The sequence below is a fragment of the Paraburkholderia sp. SG-MS1 genome, from assembly GCF_012275575.1.
Classification (GTDB): domain Bacteria; phylum Pseudomonadota; class Gammaproteobacteria; order Burkholderiales; family Burkholderiaceae; genus Paraburkholderia.
This window is the reverse complement of the sequence record NZ_NPIH01000036.1, coordinates 1-23,616: the sequence shown is the minus strand read 5'-3', so window position 1 is coordinate 23,616 and position 23,616 is coordinate 1. Positions and strand designations below refer to the sequence as shown.

General features: G+C 65.0%; 20 protein-coding genes and 1 pseudogene. 15 read left to right on the top strand and 6 right to left on the bottom strand.

Features of this window, described 5'->3' with window-relative positions:
- The 4 genes and pseudogenes from CIC12_RS02950 to CIC12_RS02935 form a co-directional block, all read left to right on the top strand.
- A pseudogene (locus CIC12_RS02950) lies at positions 1-387 on the top strand (serine hydrolase); the annotation flags it as partial.
- Between the two features lie 159 nt (positions 388-546).
- Positions 547-843, top strand: a complete 297-nt coding sequence (locus CIC12_RS02945) for an H-NS histone family protein (protein ID WP_168662011.1) — start codon at positions 547-549, stop codon at positions 841-843.
- Positions 844-1,673: 830 nt separating this feature from the next.
- Positions 1,674-3,275: a peptide chain release factor 3 gene (locus CIC12_RS02940; protein WP_121320073.1), complete on the top strand. Its 1,602-nt coding sequence runs from the start codon at positions 1,674-1,676 to the stop codon at positions 3,273-3,275.
- Between the two features lie 185 nt (positions 3,276-3,460).
- Positions 3,461-5,944 carry a GNAT family N-acetyltransferase gene (locus tag CIC12_RS02935; RefSeq protein WP_168662009.1) on the top strand — a complete coding sequence of 828 codons (2,484 nt, stop codon included), beginning with the start codon at positions 3,461-3,463 and terminating at the stop codon, positions 5,942-5,944.
- Positions 5,945-6,084: 140 nt separating this feature from the next.
- Here CIC12_RS02935 and CIC12_RS02930 read toward each other — a convergent pair whose 3' ends face one another.
- Both CIC12_RS02930 and CIC12_RS02925 read right to left on the bottom strand, forming a co-directional pair.
- Entirely contained in the window at positions 6,085-6,630 is a 546-nt protein-coding gene (locus tag CIC12_RS02930) for a hypothetical protein (RefSeq protein ID WP_168662007.1), read from the bottom strand.
- Between the two features lie 159 nt (positions 6,631-6,789).
- Entirely contained in the window at positions 6,790-7,578 is a 789-nt protein-coding gene (locus CIC12_RS02925; RefSeq protein ID WP_168662005.1) for an IclR family transcriptional regulator, read from the bottom strand.
- Positions 7,579-7,856: 278 nt separating this feature from the next.
- Between CIC12_RS02925 and CIC12_RS02920 the strand changes: the two genes are divergently transcribed.
- The 9 genes from CIC12_RS02920 (at position 7,857) to CIC12_RS02880 (ending at position 16,882) form a co-directional block, all read left to right on the top strand.
- Positions 7,857-8,909, top strand: a complete 1,053-nt coding sequence (locus CIC12_RS02920) for a sugar ABC transporter substrate-binding protein (protein ID WP_168662003.1) — start codon at positions 7,857-7,859, stop codon at positions 8,907-8,909.
- Between the two features lie 20 nt (positions 8,910-8,929).
- A complete protein-coding gene (locus tag CIC12_RS02915) occupies positions 8,930-10,450 on the top strand; it encodes a sugar ABC transporter ATP-binding protein (protein ID WP_238812340.1) in 1,521 nt (506 codons plus the stop codon).
- A complete protein-coding gene (locus CIC12_RS02910; protein WP_168661999.1) occupies positions 10,440-11,489 on the top strand; it encodes an ABC transporter permease in 1,050 nt (349 codons plus the stop codon). Before CIC12_RS02915 ends, CIC12_RS02910 begins: the two co-directional genes overlap by 11 nt.
- 37 nt (positions 11,490-11,526) lie before the next feature.
- On the top strand, positions 11,527-11,853 hold the full coding sequence (locus CIC12_RS02905) for a UxaA family hydrolase (protein ID WP_168661997.1): 327 nt from the start codon (positions 11,527-11,529) through the stop codon (positions 11,851-11,853).
- Positions 11,854-11,895: 42 nt separating this feature from the next.
- The gene (locus CIC12_RS02900) at positions 11,896-13,206 is read left to right on the top strand and encodes a UxaA family hydrolase (protein WP_168661995.1); all 1,311 of its coding nucleotides are present in this window, start codon (positions 11,896-11,898) and stop codon (positions 13,204-13,206) included.
- 100 nt (positions 13,207-13,306) lie between these two features.
- Positions 13,307-14,347, top strand: a complete 1,041-nt coding sequence (locus tag CIC12_RS02895) for an aldo/keto reductase (protein WP_168661993.1) — start codon at positions 13,307-13,309, stop codon at positions 14,345-14,347.
- 7 nt (positions 14,348-14,354) lie between these two features.
- A complete protein-coding gene (locus tag CIC12_RS02890; protein ID WP_168661991.1) occupies positions 14,355-15,185 on the top strand; it encodes an amidohydrolase family protein in 831 nt (276 codons plus the stop codon).
- 51 nt (positions 15,186-15,236) lie between these two features.
- On the top strand, positions 15,237-15,980 hold the full coding sequence (locus tag CIC12_RS02885) for an SDR family oxidoreductase (RefSeq protein WP_168661989.1): 744 nt from the start codon (positions 15,237-15,239) through the stop codon (positions 15,978-15,980).
- A 53-nt stretch (positions 15,981-16,033) separates the two neighbouring features.
- The gene (locus tag CIC12_RS02880) at positions 16,034-16,882 is read left to right on the top strand and encodes an ureidoglycolate lyase (RefSeq protein ID WP_121320095.1); all 849 of its coding nucleotides are present in this window, start codon (positions 16,034-16,036) and stop codon (positions 16,880-16,882) included.
- A gap of 96 nt (positions 16,883-16,978) precedes the next feature.
- Here CIC12_RS02880 and CIC12_RS02875 read toward each other — a convergent pair whose 3' ends face one another.
- Positions 16,979-18,331 (bottom strand): pyridoxal phosphate-dependent decarboxylase family protein, encoded by a 1,353-nt coding sequence (locus tag CIC12_RS02875; protein WP_168661987.1) that lies wholly within the window; start codon positions 18,329-18,331, stop codon positions 16,979-16,981.
- Between the two features lie 214 nt (positions 18,332-18,545).
- The gene (locus CIC12_RS02870; protein ID WP_168661985.1) at positions 18,546-18,980 is read right to left on the bottom strand and encodes a PaaI family thioesterase; all 435 of its coding nucleotides are present in this window, start codon (positions 18,978-18,980) and stop codon (positions 18,546-18,548) included.
- A 267-nt stretch (positions 18,981-19,247) separates the two neighbouring features.
- On the opposite strand from CIC12_RS02870, the gene CIC12_RS02865 reads away from it, so the two are divergent.
- Positions 19,248-20,870, top strand: a complete 1,623-nt coding sequence (locus tag CIC12_RS02865) for a methyl-accepting chemotaxis protein (RefSeq protein WP_168661983.1) — start codon at positions 19,248-19,250, stop codon at positions 20,868-20,870.
- Between the two features lie 113 nt (positions 20,871-20,983).
- On the opposite strand, the gene CIC12_RS02860 is transcribed toward CIC12_RS02865, so the two are convergent.
- Positions 20,984-21,187, bottom strand: a complete 204-nt coding sequence (locus CIC12_RS02860) for a cold-shock protein (RefSeq protein WP_102632542.1) — start codon at positions 21,185-21,187, stop codon at positions 20,984-20,986.
- A 219-nt stretch (positions 21,188-21,406) separates the two neighbouring features.
- Here CIC12_RS02860 and CIC12_RS02855 point away from each other — a divergent pair, with 219 nt between their 5' ends.
- Positions 21,407-21,682: a hypothetical protein gene (locus CIC12_RS02855; protein ID WP_168661981.1), complete on the top strand. Its 276-nt coding sequence runs from the start codon at positions 21,407-21,409 to the stop codon at positions 21,680-21,682.
- Positions 21,683-22,191: 509 nt separating this feature from the next.
- Here CIC12_RS02855 and CIC12_RS02850 read toward each other — a convergent pair.
- Positions 22,192-23,301 (bottom strand): AGE family epimerase/isomerase, encoded by a 1,110-nt coding sequence (locus tag CIC12_RS02850; RefSeq protein WP_168662014.1) that lies wholly within the window; start codon positions 23,299-23,301, stop codon positions 22,192-22,194.
- Between the last annotated feature and the right edge of the window lie 315 nt (positions 23,302-23,616).

Here is a 23,616-nt window from a genome sequence, read left to right as displayed (position 1 = left end):
GCGCAGGACTATCTGCAATTCGCGCAGCTGCTGCTCGCACGCGGGCGCGTCGGTGCGACGCGCCTGCTGTCGCATCGCTCGGTCGATCTGATGCGCTCCAACTTTCTGACCCGCGACCAGCGTCGCCTGCCGGCTTTCGGGCACGTGTTGTGGGCGGGGCAGGGCTTTGGCCTCGGCGTGTCCGTCGTCGACGACCCGGCGCAGCAACTGCCGCTCGGCTACCGCTCGATAGGTTCGTTCGGCTGGCCGGGCGCGTTCGGCACGAGCTGGTTCGCCGATCCGGTCGAGAATCTGATCGGGCTCATGCTGATCCAGCGGCGCGCCATCGAGCCCTTCCCGATGGCGCTCGATTTCGAACGCCGCGTGTACGATGCCATTGACGAGTGAGTGCAGAGGCCGCCGGCACTGAGTCGCTCCGCATGGAACGGCGCGCGGCGGCGGGCCACTCTATCCCGCACTTTATTCGTCTGATAGTGTGCCCCCCGAAGGACTTCCTTCGGGGCGTCCGCACAGTAATTCATTCAAACAAATGGGGAGAGCACCGCCATGGCCTCGTACAAACAGTTGACTGCCCAGCTCGAAAAACTCCACAAGGAAGTCGCAGCGGCCCGCGAAAAGGAAGTTGCGCACGCAATCGCCGACATCAAGCAGAAGGTTGCCGAATACGACCTGACCGCCGAAGAGCTGGGCTTTACCAGCCAGCCGAAGCCGGCGCGCAAAGCGGCGGGGGCGTCGGTCGCCAAGTATCGCAACCCGAAAACCGGTGAGACATGGAGCGGTCGTGGCCGCTCGCCGGCGTGGCTCGCGGGCAAGAATCGCGAGCGCTTTCTGATCGATCTGTGACGCACGTCACTGCGCGGCGCCTTGCTCGCCGGGCGTGACGCGTCGCGCATGACGTGGCGAATCGTCTGGAGTGATGCAGCACGGGGCGAAATTCGCACCGCCGCACGAGTCCCGAAAACGCTCACCTTTGAGATCAACCAGCGCAGGGGAAGTGTGCTGATTCACGGGACATCCCTCACGGCCCATTGCTTCGATGAGCCAGGTTTTGTCGCGTGACGCACCTTGCGGCGCCGGCTGCCGCGACGCCGCCGCGTGCTTCGCCATAGTCTTCCACAACCGACTCCAGCCTTTGCTGGCGGGTGTTCCAAAGCTATGCGAAGGATTCTGCCGAACGTTCTGTCGAATGTTTCATGAGGGTCCGTTGCATTTTACGTTCTCGTGAAATTCGCTTCGCAGGTGCGTGAACCATGCGTGTCCAGCATCACCTTTTGATGCGCTTCGACGCTCGCTATCAAGTCCCGAAAACCCTCACCTTTGCAAGTTGCCGCGCCAGTGGCGCCAGATAGACGAAGCGTGCGATCCATCGGCGTATGCCGATCGGTCGCCGCTTCAGCCCGCCGCATGGCCGCGCGCCGACGGGCGCGGGCGACCCCGTCTCCCCTCGCGCCGCCCCGGGCGTGTATCATTCGTTCCCTGCGCTGTTCTGCGCTGGCGATTCCCGTAGTGTCGAACGTCTGTTCGAGACCTGTTTCCGACGCGGCGAAGTTTGCCAGTCGATGCGGGTTCCGGCCCAATTCCCGCAGCCCGACGCCGCCGCGCAAGGCGCGGCACCCGGTCGCCACAGGCTGCCGGGAACCGCCCGAACCCCCTTTCTGCGACCGCCAGACCCGATGTCAGTCTCCGAACTCAAACGCCGCCGCACGTTCGCGGTTATTTCCCACCCGGACGCGGGTAAAACCACGCTCACCGAAAAACTGCTGCTGTTCTCGGGCGCGATCCAGATCGCCGGTACCGTGAAGGGCCGCAAGAGCAATCGCTACGCGACGTCCGACTGGATGGAAATCGAAAAGCAGCGCGGCATTTCGGTCGCCAGCTCGGTGATGCAGTTCGAGTACGGCGACGCCGTCATCAATCTGCTCGACACGCCGGGCCACGAAGACTTCTCTGAAGATACCTACCGCGTGCTGACCGCGGTCGATGCCGCGGTGATGGTGATCGACGGCGCAAACGGTGTCGAAGCGCAAACGCTGAAGCTGCTCGAAGTCTGCCGCAGCCGCAAGACGCCGATCGTCACCTTCATCAACAAGCTCGACCGCGAGGTGCGCGAGCCGCTCGAACTGCTCGATGAAATCGAGCAGCATCTTGGCGTGGCGGCCGTGCCGTTCACGTGGCCGATCGGCATGGGCAAGGAATTCCAAGGCGTCTACGACATCCAGCGCGATCAGGTGCGCGTGTTCCGTGCGGGCCAGGATACGGCGGGCGGCGCGGTGGAAACGCTGCAGGGTCTGAGCGACGAGGAAGGCGAGCGCCGTTTCGGCCATAGCTGGACGAAGGCCAAGGAAGAGATCGATCTGATCACCGGCGCGACGCCCGACTTCGATCGTGAGCAGTTCCTGGCCGGCCAGCAGTCGCCCGTGCTGTTCGGCTCGGCGATCAACAACTTCGGCGTGAAGGAAATTCTCGACGCGCTGGTCGATCTCGCGCCGCCGCCGTCGATGCGCATGACCGTGCAGCGTCCGGTGTTGCCGGATGAGCCGAAGTTCACCGGCGTCGTCTTCAAGGTGCAGGCGAACATGGACCTCGCGCACCGCGACCGCGTGGCGTTCATCCGCGTGTGCTCGGGGCGTTTCGAGCGTGGCATGGCGGTGAAGGTCACGCGTTCGAACAAGACGTTCCGCGCCAACAACGTGGTGACGTTCCTGTCGCAGCGCCGTGAGACGGTGAGCGAAGCCTATCCGGGCGACATCATCGGTATTCCGAATCACGGCACGCTGAGCCTCGGCGATACGCTGACCGAAGGCGAGCAGTTGCAGTTCGTGGGCCTGCCGTTCTTCGCGCCGGAAATTTTCCAGACCGTCGAAGTAGTCGACCCGATGCGCGCGAAGCAGCTCGGCGAAGCGCTCAAGCAACTCGGCGAGGAGGGTGCGATTCAGGTGTTCCGTCCGGAAGTGGGCGGCCTGATGATTCTCGGCGCGGTCGGGCAACTGCAGTTCGAGGTGGTGTCGCATCGTCTGTCGACCGAGTACAAGGTCGACGTGCGGATGGCGCCGGCGCGTTACCGCCTGTCGCGCTGGGTGACCTGCGACGACGCGGCCGAACTGCGCCGCTTCACCGATTCATACGCGGCGCGGATCGCGCTCGACGCGTCGGACGCGCCGACGTATCTGGCCTCGCACGTGTCCGAAATCGAAGTCGCGCAAAAGGCGTGGCCGAAAATCGTGTTCAACGAACTGCGCGAGCACTCGGGTGCGCCATTCAGGAAGTCGATGTGATTGCCGGCAGCGCATGAATGAGGAAGCCGCGTCGACGACGCGGCTTTTTTTTGCCCGTCTGTTGCGACGCGTGGGCGAGAGTCTTGACGCCAACATCCGCGCAAGCGCGCGACTTCGCCTATGCTGACTGAGACACGCGCCGAGCCGCCGGGCCGGCGCGTCCTCCTCACTTTCGCGGAGCGCCCGTGACCGTACGCAATCTCGACGCCTTGTTTCGTCCGAAATCCGTCGCAGTGATCGGCGCGTCCGAGCGGCCCGGCAGCACCGGCGCGATGGTGTGGGCGCGTGTGCTGGAAGGCGGCTTCGGCGGCCCGCTGTGGCCGGTCAATCCGAAGTACGAAAAGCTTGGCGAACATGTCGTGTTCGGCGACGCCGGCGATTTACCGCAAGCGCCGAGCGTCGCGCTGATCTGCACGCCGCCCGCCACGTGGCCGGCAATCATCCACAAGCTCGGTGGGCTCGGTACGCGGGCCGCGATCATCGTCGGCGAAGCGCGCAGCGATGACGACCGGCTCGCGCTGCGGCACGCGTTGTCGGCGGCGCGGCCGCATCTGCTGCGCCTTGTCGGGCCGGGCAGTCTTGGGGTGGTGTCGCCCGCGCTGCGCGCGCATCTCGGCGCGCCGTCGTGCACGGTCAAGGCGGGCGGCGTCGCGTGGGTGTCGCAATCCAATGCGCTGACCAATGCGGTGCTCGGTTGGGCGCAAGCGCGCGGGCTCGGTTTTTCCCACGCGGTGGCGCTCGGCGATGAGGCCGATGTGGATGCCGGCGACGTGCTCGACTATCTCGCAAGCGACCCCGGCACGCGCGCCATCCTGCTCGAACTCGATACGGTGCGTGCGGCGCGCAAGTTCATGTCGGCGGCGCGGGCGGCGGCGCGCAACAAGCCGGTGCTCGCATTGCGCTCGGGCCGCGCCGATCCCGTCGACGCGCTCTATACCGCCGCGTTCCGGCGCGCGGGCATGGTGCGCGTCGATGCGCTCGACGATCTGCTCGACGAGGTGGAGACGCTCGGCGTCGGCCGTGTTGCCGCCGGTGGCGCGGCGACGCTGATCACCAGCGACAGCGGTCTCGCGACGCTTGCCTGCGACGCCTTCGCCGCCGCTGGCGGCATGCTCGCGCCCTGGCCAGACGAAGCCTCGGACGCGTTGCAGCAGGTGCTCCCGCATGCGGTCGGCGGCAATCCGCTGCAACTCGGCGACGACGCGCGTCCCGAGCACTTCGGTGCCGCGCTCAAACTGCTGGCGGAGCATCGCAGCACCGGCACCGCGTTCGTGGTCCATGCATCGACGCACGGCGCGCCGGTCGGTGAAGTCGCGCAGGCGCTGATCGAGAATCAGCGCTTCGCCTATCGCGGCTTGCTTGCGTGCTTCTTCGGCGGCCTGGACGCCGCCACGCGCGACGCGCTGCATGCGCAGGGCATCCCGGTTCACACGACGCCGCAGCGGCTCGCGCGCGCGTTCGCCCGTCTGGTCGATTACCGGCTCGGGCGCGAGCTTCTGATGCAAACGCCGGAAGGATTGCCCGCGCGGATTCCCGATGCGATCGATGCGGCTCAGGCGCAGGCTTGCGCCGCGCTGGCGACGGGCGAGCATGAGTGGAAGGGCGAGGCGGCGGCGCGGTTTCTCGAGCGTTTCGGGTTGGAGGTCGAAGCGCAGGCGGAGAGCGGGGCGCCAAGCGCGGGTCATGCCGCCGCTGCGCAGACGCCCACGCAACGAGCGGCACGAGCGCCCAACGCATCTGTGGCAACGTCCACGGCGGACTGCGCTGAAGACAGTGCCGGGTCGTCCGCAAAGCCGGTGGTCGATATCGCTATCGAGCTGCACGACGACGACAACTTCGGCCCGGTGTTCGTCTTCACCGCGCCCTCCGCCGACGGCGTGTCCGAGGCGTTGCGCGTCTACGGCCTGCCGCCGCTGAACCCCGTGCTCGCGCGCGACATCGTCACGCGTTCGCGCTACGCACGGCTGGTCGCACCGGAGCCGGCGCTTACCGCGTTGACGGCGCTCTCGCAGGCGGTGTGCGACGTCAAGGAGATCGTCGCCCTGGCGCTGACATTGAGGGTCTATCGTGACCGTGTGACGGTGGTCGATCCCGTGCTGAGCCTCGCCGCCAAACGAAGCCGCCTTGCGATCGTGCCTTACCCGCGCCGCTTCGAAGAGACGCTCGACTGGCAAGGCTTGCGGGTGACGGTGCGGCCGATCCGTCCGGAAGACGAGGCCGCGCATCATGACTTCGTCGAAGCGATGACACCCGAGGATTTGCGTTTACGCTTTTTCGGCGCGGTGGGCAGCTTCGACCACTCGCAACTCGCGCGGATGACGCAAATCGACTACGACCGCGAAATGGCGCTGATCGCGACCGTGACGTCCGACGAGGGTTTCGTCCGGACCCTGGGGGTGGTGCGCGCCGTCTCCGACCCGGATAACGAAACCGCTGAATTCGCGGTCGCGGTGCGCTCGGATCAGAAAGGCCGGCGCCTCGGGCAATTGCTGATGGAGCGGATCATCAGATACGCGCGCGCGCGCGGCGTCCATTGGCTGGTGGGCGAGGCGCTGCGCGAAAACGGCGCGATGATCGCGCTTGCCAAACGCTGCGGGTTCACGATTACGCGGACCGAAGACCCGGGGGTGGTCGGGTTTCGGATGGCGTTGGACGAGACGGCGGGGTAGGGCGTTCAGAGGCTATCGAACCTCCGAAGCTGGCCGAACGACGGTGAATCAAAAGCGGCCGTGTTCGAAGACCCCAACAGCTCCCACACCGCGAGAGGCCCCACCGGCCTCTCACACTGCAATAAAATCAGACCGCAAGCTCAAGCCGGCAGCTTCGCCGCGGCTTCGTCGACTTGCGTGCGCGTCACCGACAACTCTTCCAGCCACGCATCTGCATACACCGCGCCGGTTTCACGCTCGAGACGCGCGATCGTCACCGCGCAACGGTTCGCATCCTTGAGCGTCGCAATGAATGATTTCACCGATTGGCCCGCCTTGAACGCATCGAACAACGGCACGCGAATATCGTCCGGCAGCGCGCGCGTGGTCCACTGGTACGGCTTGCCGTTGAACGTGAACGACGGCGGCAGCACGCGCTCTTTCTTTGCGGCCGGAATCAGGCCGTAAGTGCGGGCGGCTTCGCCGATCTGTTCCGGCGAAAACAGCTCGTCCGGGCTGATGTCGAATTGCTGGATGAACGTCTCGATGCTTTGCATCGCCGCGGCGCGGTCGTCGCGGCGCTTTTGCGCATGAGCGACGATGTCGCGCAGTTCGTCGGCTTCTGCGGGCGTGATCGTGAAGCTCGACTGCTTCTGCTGGAGTTCGGAAAAACGCTGGAATTCGGAATCGGTCAGAAGTTTCGCCATTGCTTATCGATGAGCGCGCATGAGCGAACCCATGCGGCGTAATTTGAGAGGGTCGCCATTCTAAACCATGTGCGCGAGCGGTCTATTTTCAACGGATCAGGGCACGCTTGCGCGCGTCGGCAACGCAAGTTGACACGGTCCGGAGCAGATCAAAGCAACTCAAACGTCGTGCTCGTGGAACATCGACAGCGCCTGCACGGTCTCGCGCAGCAGTACGGTCGCGGCTTCGAGCGTCGGGGCGACGTACTCGTCGATACGCCGCAGGTACGGACAGGTCAGCACCGCGATCGCCTGGCCGGACGGCCCCTGGATCGGAAACGTCACGTCGGTGACGCCGAAGGTCTGCTGACTGTCCTTCTGCGAAAAACCCGCCGCGCGAATCCGCTCGCACGCGAGCTCCAGCGCGTCGCGGTCGATCGTCACCTCGCCCTTCACCTTGGTGTGCTCGGCCAGCATCTGCTGACGCTGCTCGATGCTTTGAAACGCGAGCATCACACGGCCCGAGCCGGTATCGATCAAGCCGACTCGCGAACCGAGCCGCACCGACATGCCCCACGTGCCCGGCCCATCCACCTGGGCGATCACCAGCAGGTTGCCGCGGTCGTACACCACAAGGTGGCACGATTGTTCGGCAGCGTCGGCAAAGCGCTGCATCAGCGGCAGTGCTTCGGAGATCAGCCGGTTCATCGGCGGATGACGGTGGGCGAGCGCATACAGCTTCAGGCTCAGCGAATAGCGGTCGCCCGCCGCCGAGCGCACCACATACTGCCGCGCGACGAGGCGTTCGAGCATGCGGTACATCTCGCTCGCGTTACGCCCCAGCAGCTTGGTGATTTCGGCGCGCGTGAGCCCTTCTTTCTGCTCCGCGAGCAGTTCGAGAATGTCGAGGCCTTTGTCGAGCGCGGGGGCCCGGTAACGCTCGGCGTCGTCTTTGTCTTCTGCGTCCATCGTCGGCCCGGGTCCGTGTGCATTTCTCATTATCTGGCGCATGAATGTAAGCGCGGGGCGAATCTTGAGCAAGGCGGCGCGCGTCCAGGGAAAGTACGGAGCCCCATCCGGCGTAGATTCCTTGACTTCGAAAAGTCCGTATATGAATAATACGTTCATTGGTGAATGAGCGCACGCCAATAGCCGATAAGACATCCGATAAGAAAGCGCGGGACGAAGTGCCGGCATTCCATGACCGGTTCACGCAGTTCAACAAACGCATCGTAGGAGACAACCCCATGTTCACGTCCGTTCAGAGGCCGCACGCGGCCCATCGCCTGTTCCGCCGTTCACTCTTCACGCTCGCCGCGGCCGCATGCGCCGCCGGTGTCGCCGTGAGCGGCGCCGCGCAAGCCGCCGACGCCGGCAAGATCGGCCTCGGCCTGCCGCTGCTCACGTCGCCGTTCTGGCAGTCGTACAACAACTACCTGCCCAAGTACGCGAAGGAGATGAGCCTCGACATCCTCGCGCCGGTCAATTCGAACGGCGATCCCGCGCAGCAGATCACCGACATGAACAACCTGCTGAACCTCGGTTCGAAGGGCATCGTGGTCGGCCCGCTGGATTCGGCGGCGATCAGCCGCGCACTCGACGCCGCCGCGGCCCGGAACGTGCCGGTAGTCGCGGTGGACGTCGCGCCGACGCAAGGCAAGGTCGCGATGGTCGTGCGAGCCGACAATCACGCATACGGCGAGAAGGCGTGCAAATACATCGGCGAACACGTGAAGGCGGGCAAGGTCGTGCAGATCATGGGCGACCTCGCGTCGGTCAACGGGCGCGACCGGTCGGAAGCGTTCCGCGCGTGTCTGAAGGGTTATCCGGCTTTGTCGCTGCTGGAAATTCCGGCCGCCTGGAAGGGCGACGTCGCGGCTACCGCGCTCGACAGTCTGCTGACCGCCAATCCGGACGTGAAGGCGATCTACATGCAGGCGGGCGGCGTTTATCTGTCGCCGACGCTGCAAACCTTGCGGCGCAAGCAGATGCTGTTTCCGGCAGGCGATGCGAAGCACGTCGTGATCGTGAGTAACGACGGCATTCCGCAGGAATTCGAAGCGATTCGCCGTGGCGATATCGACGCGACCATCTCGCAGCCCGCCGATTCGTACGCGAAGTACGGCCTGTTCTACATCAAGGCTGCGTTGGCGGGACAGACCTTCAAGCCGGGCCCGACCGATCACGGCAGCAACATCATCCAGCTCGCGCCGGGTGTGCTCGAAGATCAGTTGCCCGCGCCGCTCGTGACGAAGTCCAATGTCGACGATAAGGCGTTGTGGGGCAATACGGTCAAATGAGCGGCCAAATGAGCGGCCAAATGAGCGCACCGACGCCATCCGTGCCGGTCGTCGAAGCGTTGGAAGTGACCAAACGCTTCGGCTCGACGGCCGCGCTGAAGGACGTGAGTATCCGCGTGATGCCCGGCGAGTCGCATGCGCTCGTCGGGCGTAACGGCGCAGGCAAGTCGACGCTGGTGTCGATACTCACCGGCCTGCGCAAGCCCGACACCGGCGAGGTGCGGTTCGGCGGCGTGAGCGCGCCGTCCATCGCGGATCGCGACGCGTGGCGCGAGCGCGTCGCCTGCGTCTATCAGCATTCGACGATCATTCGCGAGCTGAGCGTCGCCGAGAATCTGTTTATCAACCGGCAGCCGGTGCGCGGTGGCATGATCGATTGGCAGGCGATGCGCCGCGACGCGCGCGAACTGCTCGATCACTGGAAGATCGACGTGCGCGAAGACGCGCGTGCCGGCGATCTGAGCGTGGAAGCGCGGCAGCTCGTGGAGATTGCGCGGGCGCTGTCGTACGGGGCGCGCTTCATCATCCTCGACGAGCCTACCGCGCAGCTCGACGGCGACGAGATCAAGCGTCTGTTCAAGCGCATCAGCGAGTTGCAGCGCGAAGGCGTGACCTTCCTCTTTATCTCGCACCATCTTCAGGAGGTCTACGAGATTTGCCAGGCGGTGACGGTGCTGCGCGATGCGCGGCATATCGTCAGCGCGCCGGTGTCCGCGTTGCCGCGCGAGCAACTGATCGAAGCGATGACCGGCGAACGCGGCGGTCTGAACGTCGCCGACGCGGCCGCGCGCGCCGCCTTACCCGCCGATACGGCGATCGCGCTGCGCGTCGACGAATTGGCCGGCTCCGATTACGAAGGCGTGTCGTTTACCGTCAAGCGCGGCGAAGTGGTCGGCCTGACCGGCGCGACGAGCAGCGGCCGCACGAGCGTCGCCGAAGCGATCGCCGGCTTGCGCACGGTCAAAGGCGGCACGGTCAGCGTGGACGGCAAGGCATTGCCGCCCGGCGACGTGCCTGCCGCGTTGGCGCACGGCATTGGCTGCGTGCCGAAGGACCGGCATCACGAAGGCCTCGTGCTCACGCAATCGATCGCGGAAAACGCATCGATGACGATCGCGCGCGTGCTCGGCAAGTTCGGCATCGCGCCGCCCGCGAAGAAGCACGCGTTCGGCCAGAAGATGATCGACGCGCTCGGCATCGTCGCGCAAGGCCCGGACCATGTCGTGTCCGGACTGTCCGGCGGCAATCAGCAGAAGGTGGTGATGGCGCGCGCGCTCGCCACCGACCCCGACGTGCTCGTACTGATCGACCCCACTGCGGGCGTCGACGTGAAATCGAAAGAAGCGTTGCTCTCCGTCGTGGATCGCGTGCGCGAAGAGGGCAAAGCCGTGCTGGTCGTGTCCGGCGAGCTCGACGATCTGCGTACCTGTGACCGTGTGCTGGTCATGTTCCGTGGCCGTGTCGCGGCCGAATTTACCGCGGGTTGGCAGGATCACGACCTGATTGCATCCGTTGAAGGAGTCAGTCTCCATGAAGAATAGTGTATCCAGCCCCGCTTTCGCCACGGCGCAAGCGCCGGCGCAATCCGCCGCGGCGGGCTCGCGCGGCAAGCGCGCGCGCACCGAACTCGCGCGCCTGCGCGAACTGGCGTTGCTGCCCGCGCTCGCGTTGCTGATCGTGATCGGCGCGTTCGTCAGCCCGAGCTTTCTCACGAAAGCGAATCTGATCAGCGTGCTCGGCGCGTCGGCGGCGCTCGCGCTCGTCGTGCTCGCGGAATCGCTGATCGTGCTGACCGGCAAGTTTGATTTGTCGCTCGAATCGACCGTGGGCATCGCCCCCGCCGTAGGCGCGATGCTGGTAATGCCGGCGGCGTCCGCAGGCTTCGGCACGCAATGGCCGACGGCGGTCGGCCTGGCCGCGATCGTCGCGGTGGGCGCGGTGATCGGATTGATCAACGGCTTTCTGGTGGTCCGCTTGCGGCTGAATGCGTTCATCGTCACGCTGGCCATGTTGATCGTGTTGCGCGGCATGCTGGTCGGCGCGACCAAGGGCGGCACGTTGTTCGATATGCCGCCGTCGTTCTTCACGCTCGCCACCACCATCGTGTTCGGCTTGCCGTTGTCGGTGTGGCTCGCGGCGGCAGCGTTCGCGATCGCCGCATTCGTGTTGCGCTATCACCGCCTCGGCCGCGCGTTGTACGCGATCGGCGGCAATCCGGAAGCGGCGCGCGCGGCGGGGATTCGCGTCGAGCGCATCACGTGGGGCGTGTTCGTGTTGGGCAGCATTCTGGCCTCGCTCGGAGGTCTGATCGTTACCGGCTATGTCGGCGCGATCAACGCGAACCAGGGCAACGGCATGATCTTCACGGTGTTCGCGGCGGCGGTGATCGGCGGCATTTCGCTCGACGGCGGCAAGGGCACGATGCTCGGCGCGCTCTCCGGCGTGCTGCTGCTCGGCGTCGTGCAGAACCTGCTGACGCTCGCCCAGGTGCCGTCGTTCTGGATTCAGGCGATCTACGGCGCGATCATTCTCGGCTCGCTGATGGTGGCGCGCCTTGCCAGCGGCGAAGGCCAGAACTGATGCGCACGCTTCGTACGCACCCAACCGGAGACCTCACTTGACCAGCCGTCCATTGCCAACCGATGCGCGCCTGATCCTGCTCAGCCCCGCCGACAACTGCCTGATCGCGGCGGCGCGACTCGACGCGGGCACGCAGGTCGACATCGAAGGGGAGCGCGTCACGCTGACCCGCACCATCGATCTCGGCCACAAGGTCGCACGCCATGAGCTCGCGAAAGACGACAAGGTGCTGCGCTACGGCGCCGTGATCGGCCACGTGACCGAAACGGTGGCGCGCGGTGCGCATCTGCATACGCACAACCTCGAAAGCGACTACTTGCCGACCTATACGCACGACGCGGGTCACGAGTTCGTCCATCACTGACACGCGCACCCTCACGCGGCCTGTTGCGCCGCTGGAACCATCATGACTGACACTTCCCTAGCAAGCGCCGCGCAGCAACCGATGCTGCAAGGCTATCTGCGCAGCGACGGCCGCAAGGGCATCCGCAATGTGGTCGCCGTCGCGTATCTGGTCGAATGCGCGCATCACGTCGCGCGCGAGATCGTCACCCAGTTTCGCGAGCCGCTCGACGCGTTCGATGACCCGTGCGCCGAACGCGAGCCGCCCGTGCATCTGATCGGCTTCCCCGGCTGCTATCCGAACGGGTACGCGGAAAAGATGCTCGAGCGCCTCACCACGCATCCGAACGTGGGCGCGGTGCTGTTCGTGTCGCTCGGTTGCGAGAGCATGAACAAGCATTATCTCGTGGACGTGGTGCGGGCGAGCGGCCGTCCCGTCGAAGTCCTGACGATCCAGGAGAAGGGCGGCACGCGCAGCACGATTCAATACGGCGTCGACTGGATTCGCGGGGCGCGCGCGCAACTCGCCGCGCAACGCAAAGTGCCGATGGCGCTGAGCGAACTGGTGATCGGCACGATTTGCGGCGGCTCGGATGGCACGAGCGGCATCACCGCAAACCCGGCGGTGGGGCGCGCGTTCGATCATCTGATCGACGCGGGCGCGGCCTGCATCTTCGAGGAGACTGGCGAACTGGTGGGCTGCGAGTTCCACATGAAGACGCGCGCGGCGCGGCCGGAACTCGGTGATGAAATCGTCGAGTGCGTCGCGAAGGCGGCGCGCTACTACTCGATTCTCGGACACGGCAGCTTCGCGGTGGGCAACGCGGACGGCGGCCTCACCACGCAGGAAGAGAAATCGCTCGGCGCGTATGCGAAGAGCGGCGCGTCGCCGATAGTCGGCATCATCAAACCCGGCGATATTCCGCCGACCGGCGGCCTCTATCTGCTCGACGTCGTGCCGGACGGCGAGCCGCGCTTCGGCTTTCCGAACATCAGCGACAACGCGGAGATCGGCGAGCTGATCGCGTGCGGCGCGCATGTGATTCTGTTCACGACCGGGCGCGGCTCGGTGGTCGGCTCGGCGATCTCGCCGGTCATCAAGGTATGCGCGAATCCGGCGACCTATCGCAATCTTTCCGGCGACATGGACGTGGATGCGGGCCGCATTCTCGAAGGCCGCGGCACGCTCGATGAAGTCGGCCGCGAAGTGTTCGAGCAAACGGTCGCGGTGGCGCGTGGCGCGGCGTCGAAATCCGAAATGCTCGGGCATCAGGAATTCATTCTGGTCTACAAGACGTTCGAGCCGGTTGGGCCTGCCTGCCTGCCGTCGAGTGGGGCGCCCGTGCAACGGGTGGTCGCGATCGAGCCGCATTGACACGCAGTGGGCAAACCCTGTCCGCGCATGGTAAAAATAGAAACGAGACCGGCGTGAGTGCTGAAGCACTCACGCCAGTCGACACAAGGAGACGCGCTCAATGACGGCGACGATCGCATCGAAGATCGGCCAGCGGCGCCGCATTGGCCGCGGCACATTGCAGGTGAGTGGATTGGGTCTCGGCACGGCGCCGCTCGGCGGCTTGTACCGCGATTTGTCCGATGAGGAAGCCCACGCGACCATTACCGCCGCGTGGGACGCGGGCGTGCGCTACTTCGACACTGCGCCGCATTACGGCAACACCAAGGCCGAGCATCGCCTGGGCGACGCGCTGCGCCGTTATCCGCGCAGCGAATACGTGCTGTCGACCAAAGTGGGCCGCCGCTTCGTGCCGCGCACCTCGCCCTTCGACGACCGCGAGGGCTGGCAAAACCCGCTGCCCTTCGAAGCGATCTACGACTACACGCACGACGGCATCATGCGTTCGTTCGAAGACAGCCAGCAGCGCATGGGCATCGTCGAGATCGACATTCTGCTGGTGCATGACATTGGCCGCATCACGCACGGCGACCAGCATCCCCATTACTGGCGGCAACTCACCGAAGGCGGCGGCTTGCGCGCGCTGGACCGGTTGCGCTCGACAGGCGCGATCAAAGCGGTCGGGCTCGGCGTCAACGAAGGCGCGGTCATCCTCGACGCGATGGCCGAGTTCGATATCGATTGCGCGTTGCTCGCGGGCCGTTATACGCTCCTCGAACAGACCACGCTCGACGACCTGCTGCCCGCCTGCGAAGCGCGTGGCGTCAGCATCCTCTTAGGCGGCGCGTTCAACTCGGGCATTCTGGCGCGTGGTGTCGAGGGTGATCTGAAATTCAATTACGGCGACGCGCCTCCCGAAGTGATCGAGCGCGTCGCGCGGTTGGAGGCGGTGTGCCGCGCGCATGGCGTGCCGCTCGCCGCTGCCGCGTTGCAGTTTCCGTATGCGCATCCGGCGGTCGCCACCGTGCTGACCGGCGCGCGCAGTGCCGAAGAATTGCGTGAGAACGTCGCGTCGTTCGGGCAACCGATCCCCGCGGGCCTGTGGTCCGCGCTGCGCGACGAAGGCTTGCTCGACGCGCGCGCACCCGCGCCAGAGGATTGATTCGACGATGTTGATCGACGCCCACCAGCACTACTGGGACCCCGCGCGGGGCGACTACGAGTGGCTCACGCCGGAGCTGAAGATTCTGTACCGGCCGTTCGGCCCGGCCGATCTCACGCCCTTGCGCGAGCGGGCGGGCATCGAGCGGACAGTGGTGGTGCAGGCCGCGCCGACCATCGACGAAACACGCTACCTGCTGGACCTCGCGCGCAACGAGCAGTCGATCGCGGGCGTGGTCGGCTGGGTCCCGTTGCTGCTGCCGAATGCGCCTGCGTTGATCGAAGCGCTCGCGCGAGAGCCCAAGTTCAAGGGTGTGCGGCCGATGCTGCAGGATTTGCCCGACCACGGCTGGATCGCGAACCCCGATCTCGCGCCGGCGATCGAAGCGCTGATCGCGCACGACCTCGCGTTCGACGCGCTGATCTACGCGCGTCACGTCGAATACGTCGAAATTTTCGCGAAGCGTTTTCCGACGCTGCGCATCGTCGTCGATCACGGCGCGAAGCCGCCGATCCGGTATCGCCAGGCGGGCTTCCAGGTGTGGAAGGATGCGATCGCGCGGCTTGCAAGCCTGCCGCAAGTCCATTGCAAACTCTCCGGTCTCGCGACCGAAGCGTCGCCCGGCTGGACCGAGGACACGCTGCGGCCTTACGTCGAACATCTGCTCGCGTCGTTCGGCCCGGCGCGGGTGATGTGGGGCAGCGACTGGCCGGTGCTCGATCTGAACGGCGACTATCTGCTCTGGCATTCGGTGGCCACCACCTTGCTCGCGTCGTTGAGCGAGGCCGAGCGCGCAGCGGTGTTCGGGGAGAACGCCGCCGCGTTTTACCGGCTTTGATTTCTGGAAGAGTCAGCAGGACACAAGCAGCCCATTCACATGGAGTCGTAGATGACACAAAGACTGGCCGGCAAAACGGCCCTGATTACCGCGGCAGGACAAGGCATCGGTCTCGCCACTGCGGAACTCTTCGCACGGGAAGGCGCGCGCGTGATCGCCACGGACATCCGCATCGACGGACTGGCGGGCAAGCCGGTCGAGGCGCGTCAACTCGATGTGCTCGATGGTGTGGCGATCAAGGCGCTGGCCGCCGAGGTCGGCCCGATCGACGTGCTGTTCAACTGCGCGGGCTTCGTGCACGCCGGCTCGATTCTCGAATGCAGCGAGGAGGATTGGGATTTCGCGTTCGACCTGAACGCGAAGGCGATGTACCGTATGATCCGCGCGTTTTTACCGGGCATGCTCGAGAAAGGCGGCGGCTCGATCATCAACATGTCGTCGGCGGCGTCGAGCGTGAAGGGCGTGCCGAACCGCTTTGCCTATGGCGCGTCGAAGGCCGCGGTGATCGGACTGACCAAGGCCGTTGCCGCCGATTTCGTCACGCGTGGTGTACGCTGTAACGCGATCTGCCCGGGCACGGTGTCTTCGCCGTCGCTCGAACAGCGGATCGCGGCGCAGGCTCAGGCGCAAGGTACGACGGTGGACGCCGTGCAAGCGGCGTTCGTCGCGCGTCAGCCGATGGGCCGCGTCGGCAAGCCCGACGAGATCGCGGCGTTGGCGCTGTATCTCGCGTCCGACGAGTCGTCGTTCACCACGGGCCAGGCGCATGTGATCGACGGCGGCTGGTCGAACTGACGCGCACTGATTGACGAACCGAATATCACTGAACACAAAAGGGAAGTACCACGATGAAACTGCTTCGTTATGGGCCGAAAGGCCAGGAAAAGCCGGGCCTGCTCGATGCGCAAGGCAAGATTCGCGATCTGTCCAAGGTGATCGGCGATCTCGACGGCGCCGCGCTGACCGACGAAGGTCTCGCCAAACTGCGCGCGCTCGACCCGGCTTCGCTGCCGGTGGTCGAAGGCAATCCGCGCCTCGGGCCGTGCGTCGCGCGAATCGGCAAGTTCATCTGCATCGGGCTGAATTACGCGGACCATGCCGCGGAATCGAATCTGCCGGTGCCGGCCGAACCGGTCATCTTCAACAAGTGGACGAGCGCGATTTGCGGCCCGAACGACGATGTCGAAATTCCGCGCGGCTCGAAGAAGACCGACTGGGAAGTCGAACTGGGCGTCGTGATCGGCAAGCCGGCGAAATATGTCGATGAAGCCAACGCGCTCGACTACGTCGCGGGCTACTGCGTGATCAATGACGTGTCGGAACGCGAATGGCAGATCGAACGCGGCGGCACATGGGACAAGGGCAAGGGCTTCGACACGTTCGGCCCGATCGGCCCGTGGGTCGTCACGCGCGATGAAGTCGCCGATCCGCAGAACCTGAACCTGTGGCTCGAAGTGGACGGCCACCGTTACCAGAACGGCAGCACGAAGACGATGGTGTTCGGGGTCGCGAAGCTGGTGTCGTACGTGTCGCAGTGCATGAGCCTGCAACCGGGCGACGTGATCTCGACCGGCACGCCCCCGGGCGTCGGTATGGGCGTGAAGCCGAATCCGGTGTTTTTGAAGCCGGGTCAGACGATCCGCCTGGGTATCGAAGGCCTCGGCGAGCAGACGCAGAAGACTTACGCGGCGGATTGATTCGCGCGCTTCATTTAACTGCGTTGCCGCTGTGAAGTGCCGTTCCCGCGTGATGCGGGAACGGCCTTTTTGCATGCGTCGGTCGTGCAGCCGCGATCAGGCGCGCTGCTCAGCAAGCAGCCGTGTCAGCAGCTCGACCAATCGGTCGATGTGCTCGTCTTGCGTGCGCCACGACGACACGCTGATGCGAAACGCGGGCCGCCCTTGCCAGACCGTGCCGCCGAACCATGTTTCGCCGGAGGCTTGGGCCGCTTCACGAATCGCGACGGTTTGCGCGTCGGTCTTTGCCCGCACCAGCACCTGATTCAGCACCACGCGATTCAGCACGTCGAAACCCGCGGCACGTAAGCCGTCGGCGATGCGCGCGGCTTGCGCGCAATGCCGATCGACCATCTGCTGCACGCCGCTGCGCCCAAGCGAGCGCAGCGCCGCCCAGATCGGAATGCCGCGCGGACGGCGCGAGAACTCGAGCGTCAAGTTCTTCTGCGCGTCGTGTGCGCCGCTCAGGTAGACCGCGTCGCTGTTCATCGCCGAGGACATCGCCTGCGCATCGCGGCAGATCGCCATCGCGCCGTCATAAGGCGTGTTGAGCCATTTGTGGCCGTCGGTGGTCCAGCTATCGGCGCCGTCGATGCCTTCGGTCAACACCCGCTGCGACGACGCGCGCGCCCACAAGCCGAACGCGCCATCCACGTGCACCCATGCGCCTGCCGCTTTGGCGCGCGGTATCAAGTCGGCGAACGGGTCGAATTCGCCGGTGTTCACTTCGCCCGCCTGCACGCAGAAGATCGTCATATCGTCGAGAGGCGGCAGACGGGCGGGATCGATGCGGCCATGTGCGTCGACCGGCGCGGCGATCACGCGCTTCATGCCGAAGCCGAGCACGCGCAACGCCTTCTTCACCGTGATATGCGCCATCTCGGAGATGACGACGCGCACCGGTGGCGCACCGTCGAGCCCGTCGCTATCGAAATCCCAGCCCTTGCGTGCAAGCAGCGCGCGACGCGCGGCGGCGAGGCAAACGAGCGTGCATGCGGTCGCACTGGTGCCGAAGCCGATCGCCGCTTCGCGCGGCAGATCGAGCGCCTCGAGCACCCAGCGCCCCGCGATTTTCTCGATCGCGGCGGCGGCCGGCGAGTTGTCGAAGGTCGAGGCGCATTGGTCCCACGCGCCCATCAGGCGCTCGGCCGCAGCGGCCGCCGGCAGCACCGCGCCGATCACGAAACCGTAATAACGCGGATCGTTCGACGCCACCGTCGCCGGCGATCCGCTTTCGTCGAGCAGGCGCAGCACGTCGGCGGGCGCGTGGCCGTGCAGGGGCAAGGCTTCGTCGAAGGCGGCGAGCTGCGCGAGCGCGGCTGCGTCCGGAAACACGCGGCGCTTGCCGATGCCCGCGAGATAAGCGTGTGCGCGCCGGTCCGCGTCGGCGGCGAGAGCGAATTCGTCCATAGGGTTCCTCAAAAGGGTGAGAGATGGTGTCGCGCAGATGCGGGTCGCGCGTTCGTTCAGAGAGGGGGGAGAGGGCGCGGCCGGGCTTTCGCGACGCGGCGTCATTGCGTTTGTCATAGCGAATTCGCCGATTCGCTGCGCGCGCACGAGTCCCGCATCAGCGGGAATGCGCGATCACGCGAGACCGGTGCCGCGCCGAAGCATTCCCGTCAGATTATCCCGCCGGTTCGTGTTCGCCGTTTTCACCGATCCGGTTGACCGTCCCTTGCGCGACGGCGACGAGCTTCTCGCGGTTGCCGTCCATCACGTACACGTTGCATTGGCAGGTGGCCTGATGGCGGCCCGCGTACACGACCTTCGCGCGCGCGACCAACGTGCCGTTCACTGCCGGGCGCAGATAGTTGATCTTGTATTCGCCGGTCACGACTTTCGGCCCGAGCGACAGCGCGCCGGCGAACGTGAGCGCATTGTCGGCGAGATAGCTGATGACCCCACCGTGCACGAAGCCATGCTGCTGCCGCAACTCGTCGCGGATCGGCAAACTCAGGGTGAGTTCGCTGGTGCCGGTATGCATCAGCTCCGCGCCTAGCAACATGCTGAACGGCTGGGCATGCAGTGCGCCGCGCGCCCGGTCGAGGAGGTCGGTCATCGTGATTCCTTCGGGCGAGGCCCGTGGTGGCATCTGCACTGGCCTGCGTCGTGCAGTCCCTACCCACTCTAGGAAGCCTGAATGCACCGCGTCAAGGTGATTCGGAAAAATGTGTGGCGTATTGTTGTGCAAAACAACCGCAATCATGACGTTGGCCGATGAAAAGGGGTTGTAAGCCGATTTTTAATGAAATTGGCCTTAAGCCGCACGCGACCCTGCCGTTAACCCTGGCGTAGCTCCCGTTATTCTTCGCCCTCAGGATTCACGATGTTCAGCAAGATCAAGGTCGCCTCGGGCCTGTTATGTGTTCTGGCCGCGTTCTGCGTATTCCAGCTCGTCACGGTGGGGCTGGGCTTCTGGTCGCTCACCCGTACTCATGACGACGTCGGCGATCTGTCGAACATTGCGTTGAAACAGGTGGATGCGGTCAATGAGACGACCCAGCGCCTGATGGACGCCCGCATCAATCTGTCGCGCGCCGGCACGCGCATGGTGCGCGGCGCCGCGGAGCCGACCGACATCGTGCAGCACGCGCGCGAACAGCTCACGGCGGCCGATCAGTCCTTCGGCGCGTTCATGAGCGCGCCGAAGACCAGCGACGAAAACAGCGCCCGCGCCACGGCGCTCGCCGATCGCTACAAGAAGCTGCACGACGCGCTCGCCGAACTCGTGCAGTTTCTCGATTCGAACAACATCCAGGCCTTCCTCGATCAGCCGACCCAGTCGTTCCAGGACGCCTATCTCGCGGAGTCGCACAACTTCGTGCAATTCGGCGAGGCGGCGAGCCGCGCATCGCTCGATTCGATCGACACCCGCATGGCGGCATTTCGCGTCGTCAGCATGGTAATCCTGCTGTTGCTGGTGGCCGGCACCGTCGCGGTCTATGCGGGGCTGCGCCGGGGCGTGGTGGCGCCGCTGGAGGAGGCGGGCCAGCACTTCGAGCGCATCGCGCAAGGGCGTCTCGACCAGCCGATCGCCGCTCGCGGCACCAACGAGATCGGCCGGCTGTTCTCCGGTCTCGCAAGAATGCAGGCGAGTGTGGCGCGCACGGTGCAGTCAGTGCGCGAATCCGCCGACTCGATCCACCTCGGCGCCGATGAAATTGCCACCGGCAACGCCGATCTGTCGGCACGCACCGAAAACCAGGCGGCATCGCTCGAAGAGACCGCGTCGAGCATGGAGGAACTGACGGCCACGGTGCGCCAGAACGCGGATCACGCGCGGGAGGCCAATGCGCTTGCCGAAACCGCGCTTGAAGCGACGTCGCGCGGCAGCGAAGTGGTCAACGAGGTGGTCGACAAGATGCGCGGCATCGCGCAAAGCTCGGACAAGATCGCCGAGATCATTTCGGTGATCGACGGCATCGCCTTTCAGACCAACATCCTCGCGCTAAACGCGGCCGTCGAGGCCGCGCGCGCGGGCGAGCAGGGCCGTGGCTTCGCTGTGGTGGCGGGCGAGGTGCGCGGTCTTGCACAGCGCAGCGCGCAGTCGGCGAAAGAGATCAAGACCTTGATCAGCGAATCGGTCGCGGAGATTCAGGGCGGTTCGGCGCTGGTCGAGCATGCCGGCGAGGCGATGAGCAACGTGTCGGCATCGATTTCGCGCGTCACGCAGATGATGGCGGAAATCAGCGCGTCGTCGCTCGAACAGAGTACGGGCATCGAGCAGGTGAACCAGGCGGTGGTGCAGATGGACGAGATGACGCAGCAGAACGCGGCGCTCGTCGAACAGGCCGCGGCGGCGGCGGCTTCCTTGCATCAGCAGACGCAGCAGTTGAAACAGGCTGTATCCGTGTTCGAAATTTCTGAAACTGTGTTGCGCACGCAACAACTCGATGACATGCGCGGGCCCGTTCCGGAATTCGGAGTACCCGGAATGCGCGCGATTTAAACCACGCCGGCGCTTAAAAAGAAGGCAGGGCACCAAAGAAAATGGCCCGCGAACGCGGGCCATTTTGCATCAGACGCAAGCGCCTAAGGGTGCCTCAAAGTACCTGAAGGTACTTAGGCCGGCTGGATGTTTGCAGCCTGCTTGCCCTTCGGGCCTTGCTTAACTTCGAACGACACTTTCTGGTTTTCCTGCAGGGACTTGAAGCCGCTGCCTTGAACTTCCGAAAAGTGTGCGAACAGGTCTTCGCCGCCGTCGTCCGGCGTGATGAAGCCAAAGCCCTTTGCATCGTTAAACCACTTCACAGTACCTGTTGCCATTTTTAATCCAGTAAATGTTGTGTGTTGCATTCGCGACCCGCTTTTTCTCAACACGAGATCGAGCGCGAAGTGAGAGTTGTATCACGTCTTTATGACGGACGCCAATCAACCCGTATTCGGGTATTCCCCGCATCGGCCTTTTTGAGGCTCCGGAAGGCATTTGGAAGGGTGTTCCGGCCGGTAGGGTAAACTGCGTGTATTACTCTTCCAGGAAAAACTTTGACACATTATTTGCAGGAAGAACTTACGTCGTTCTGGAGTCGATTGACCCCCTATCTCGCGATATTGGAGTCTAACTCTCCTCAAGAGGGCGCCTTGGACCCGGTCGGTCGCATCACCGTGGATACCGAAGACCGACAGGCTTTTGCCCTTCATATCACCGATCAGAAGCCGCACGGCGACACATCGGATATTCCCACCGGCCATAGCGCCACTTATATGCGTTTTAAATCTTCCGGCGCCGATTGGGGACCTTGGCAACGCGAAGAGTATTGATCGACCGGGTGGTCGGCCTCGGCGTCGGCCGCTTGGTGAACTCGTCGCCGGCGCGTAGCCGGTTTCGCGATGGGTGGCGCTTCAGCCGCATCTCACCCATGTTTCACCGGCTCGCTGCCCCTGGGCTCCTCAGCTTTCCCTCGTGCCGCGGCGAGTTTGCTCCTGGAAATCATTCGGCTTGGTACGAACCCAGCGGACATAGGTGCGCACCGCTTCGTCGGTGAGGAGGTGGCGACCGTCGCGTAGCGCTTTGCGAGTTCGGTCTCTGAAAACAGCGCGTGAAACTGTCGGTGGCAGATGCGCTGCTACGCGGGCACTTCCTTGCCGCCCTTCGTTTTCGGCACCCAACCCAATGATGCAGTTCGCGCTGGCTCGGCGGGATTGGCCTGGCAAGAGCGGCCAAATTTCCTGCCCCGGGGGCGCGTGATACCAAGGTTCGGCGAGTGTCCTGGCCGTGGCAGCGAGACAGGAGGTGGACGGCTCTGCGCAGCGACGCGGTTAGCCGTCGCTCAGGCCGGCAACCCGGCGTACGCAGTGGCGAGGTGATAGGGCGTGGTGGACGGCATGTCGGCGCGCGCCACATCGCCGGCAGGCGTCTTGCACTCGAACCACCCACGCGGATGCAGAAAGCGTTGCTCGAACAGTTCGATTTGCCGTGGCAGCGCGGCGAGCGAAGCCGGATCGTCGTGGCAGGCCAGCGCGCGCAGATATTCCGTTTGCGCCCAGATTCGCTGGGTGGCGTCCTCGATCGCGCCGGTTTCGTCGAGCGATGCGCACACGCCGCCGGTGGCCGGGTCCACGCCGTGCTGCTGCGCGAAGGCGAACGCGCGTGTAAGCGCTTCGTCGAGGCCGGTCCCAGCGAACTGCGCGCCCGCCTGCCGAACCAGCCAGAACCACTCGAACTGATGGCCCGGCTCGAGACGGTTGCCGCTCGCGCCGATCGGCAATTCGGCGATGCAGCCGGTCGGCTCATGCACGAAGTGATGCGCCACCGCGCCGGCAAGACGGCGCAAGGCAGCGCCGAAGACGTTGTCGCGCGTGGCTTCGCAGGCGGCCAGCCAGGCTTCGGTCAGGTGCATCAGCGGATTCTGGATCGGCGTGCCGGTGACGCGGCCGAAGTCCGCGCTCAGCGCGGCGTTGAACAGATCACCGTCGGCGGCGAATTGCGACTGAATCAGCGCCGACGTGTTGTGCACGAGCGCCAGCGCGTCGCGATTGCCAGACCGCCGCCCATATTCCGCGCACGCGAACACGACGAACGCATGTGTGTACAGGTCTTTGGTGGTGTCGAGCGGCGCGCCGTGCGCGTCCACGCTGTAGAACCATCCGCCGTGGACCGTGTCCTGAAAGGTATGCCTTAGCGAGTCGAACAGCACCTGTGCATGCTCCACGTCGCCGGCTTGCGAGAATACGAACAGCTGCCGCGCGCAGGCCATCGCCCGATAGCGCGCGGCGGGCAGCGGCGCGTGATCCGCGGCGCTGAGGGATTCACGGGGCAACTTGAGCACGGTGTCGAATCCCGGTCCGCGCCACATGGGCAGCACCACGCTCGTGAAGTGATCGCGCAGTGCGGTGGCGAGGGCGATCGTCGTAGCGGCGGGAGAATTCATGCTCGGTATGGTCAAGTTGGTCAAGCGCGGGATGCCGGAGCACCCACGGAACCGGTCCGTGGTTTGAGCGGCGGCGCGGCGCGGTGGTGGCTCAGGTCGGCGGCGAGTGCGGATGCTACCCGGTTTGCACGCCGACGGCGCAGCATTGCCTCGGCACTCGCGCGCCCTACTGCCGACCCCCGTCGACGCAACCGCACGCGGCTTAGCATAAAGCAAACGGGTCCCGCTGAACACGCCGCCACGGGCGCAAAAACCGCTTCGAATAATTTCTGATAAGGGGAAAAACAATGCTGGGGAACCTCGAACTCGTCTCCCGCCTCGTGC

Coding starts and splice junctions, on each gene's coding strand:
- CIC12_RS02930 (WP_168662007.1), bottom strand. CDS start 6,630: ATGGCGAAACTTCTGACCGATTCCGAATTCCAGCGTTTTTCCGAACTC.
- CIC12_RS02925 (WP_168662005.1), bottom strand. CDS start 7,578: ATGGACGCAGAAGACAAAGACGACGCCGAGCGTTACCGGGCCCCCGCG.
- CIC12_RS02900 (WP_168661995.1), top strand. CDS start 11,896: ATGACTGACACTTCCCTAGCAAGCGCCGCGCAGCAACCGATGCTGCAA.
- CIC12_RS02870 (WP_168661985.1), bottom strand. CDS start 18,980: ATGACCGACCTCCTCGACCGGGCGCGCGGCGCACTGCATGCCCAGCCG.
- CIC12_RS02865 (WP_168661983.1), top strand. CDS start 19,248: ATGTTCAGCAAGATCAAGGTCGCCTCGGGCCTGTTATGTGTTCTGGCC.
- CIC12_RS02885 (WP_168661989.1), top strand. CDS start 15,237: ATGACACAAAGACTGGCCGGCAAAACGGCCCTGATTACCGCGGCAGGA.
- CIC12_RS02890 (WP_168661991.1), top strand. CDS start 14,355: ATGTTGATCGACGCCCACCAGCACTACTGGGACCCCGCGCGGGGCGAC.
- CIC12_RS02895 (WP_168661993.1), top strand. CDS start 13,307: ATGACGGCGACGATCGCATCGAAGATCGGCCAGCGGCGCCGCATTGGC.
- CIC12_RS02915 (WP_238812340.1), top strand. CDS start 8,930: ATGAGCGCACCGACGCCATCCGTGCCGGTCGTCGAAGCGTTGGAAGTG.
- CIC12_RS02875 (WP_168661987.1), bottom strand. CDS start 18,331: ATGGACGAATTCGCTCTCGCCGCCGACGCGGACCGGCGCGCACACGCT.
- CIC12_RS02940 (WP_121320073.1), top strand. CDS start 1,674: ATGTCAGTCTCCGAACTCAAACGCCGCCGCACGTTCGCGGTTATTTCC.
- CIC12_RS02920 (WP_168662003.1), top strand. CDS start 7,857: ATGTTCACGTCCGTTCAGAGGCCGCACGCGGCCCATCGCCTGTTCCGC.
- CIC12_RS02910 (WP_168661999.1), top strand. CDS start 10,440: ATGAAGAATAGTGTATCCAGCCCCGCTTTCGCCACGGCGCAAGCGCCG.
- CIC12_RS02880 (WP_121320095.1), top strand. CDS start 16,034: ATGAAACTGCTTCGTTATGGGCCGAAAGGCCAGGAAAAGCCGGGCCTG.
- CIC12_RS02860 (WP_102632542.1), bottom strand. CDS start 21,187: ATGGCAACAGGTACTGTGAAGTGGTTTAACGATGCAAAGGGCTTTGGC.
- CIC12_RS02945 (WP_168662011.1), top strand. CDS start 547: ATGGCCTCGTACAAACAGTTGACTGCCCAGCTCGAAAAACTCCACAAG.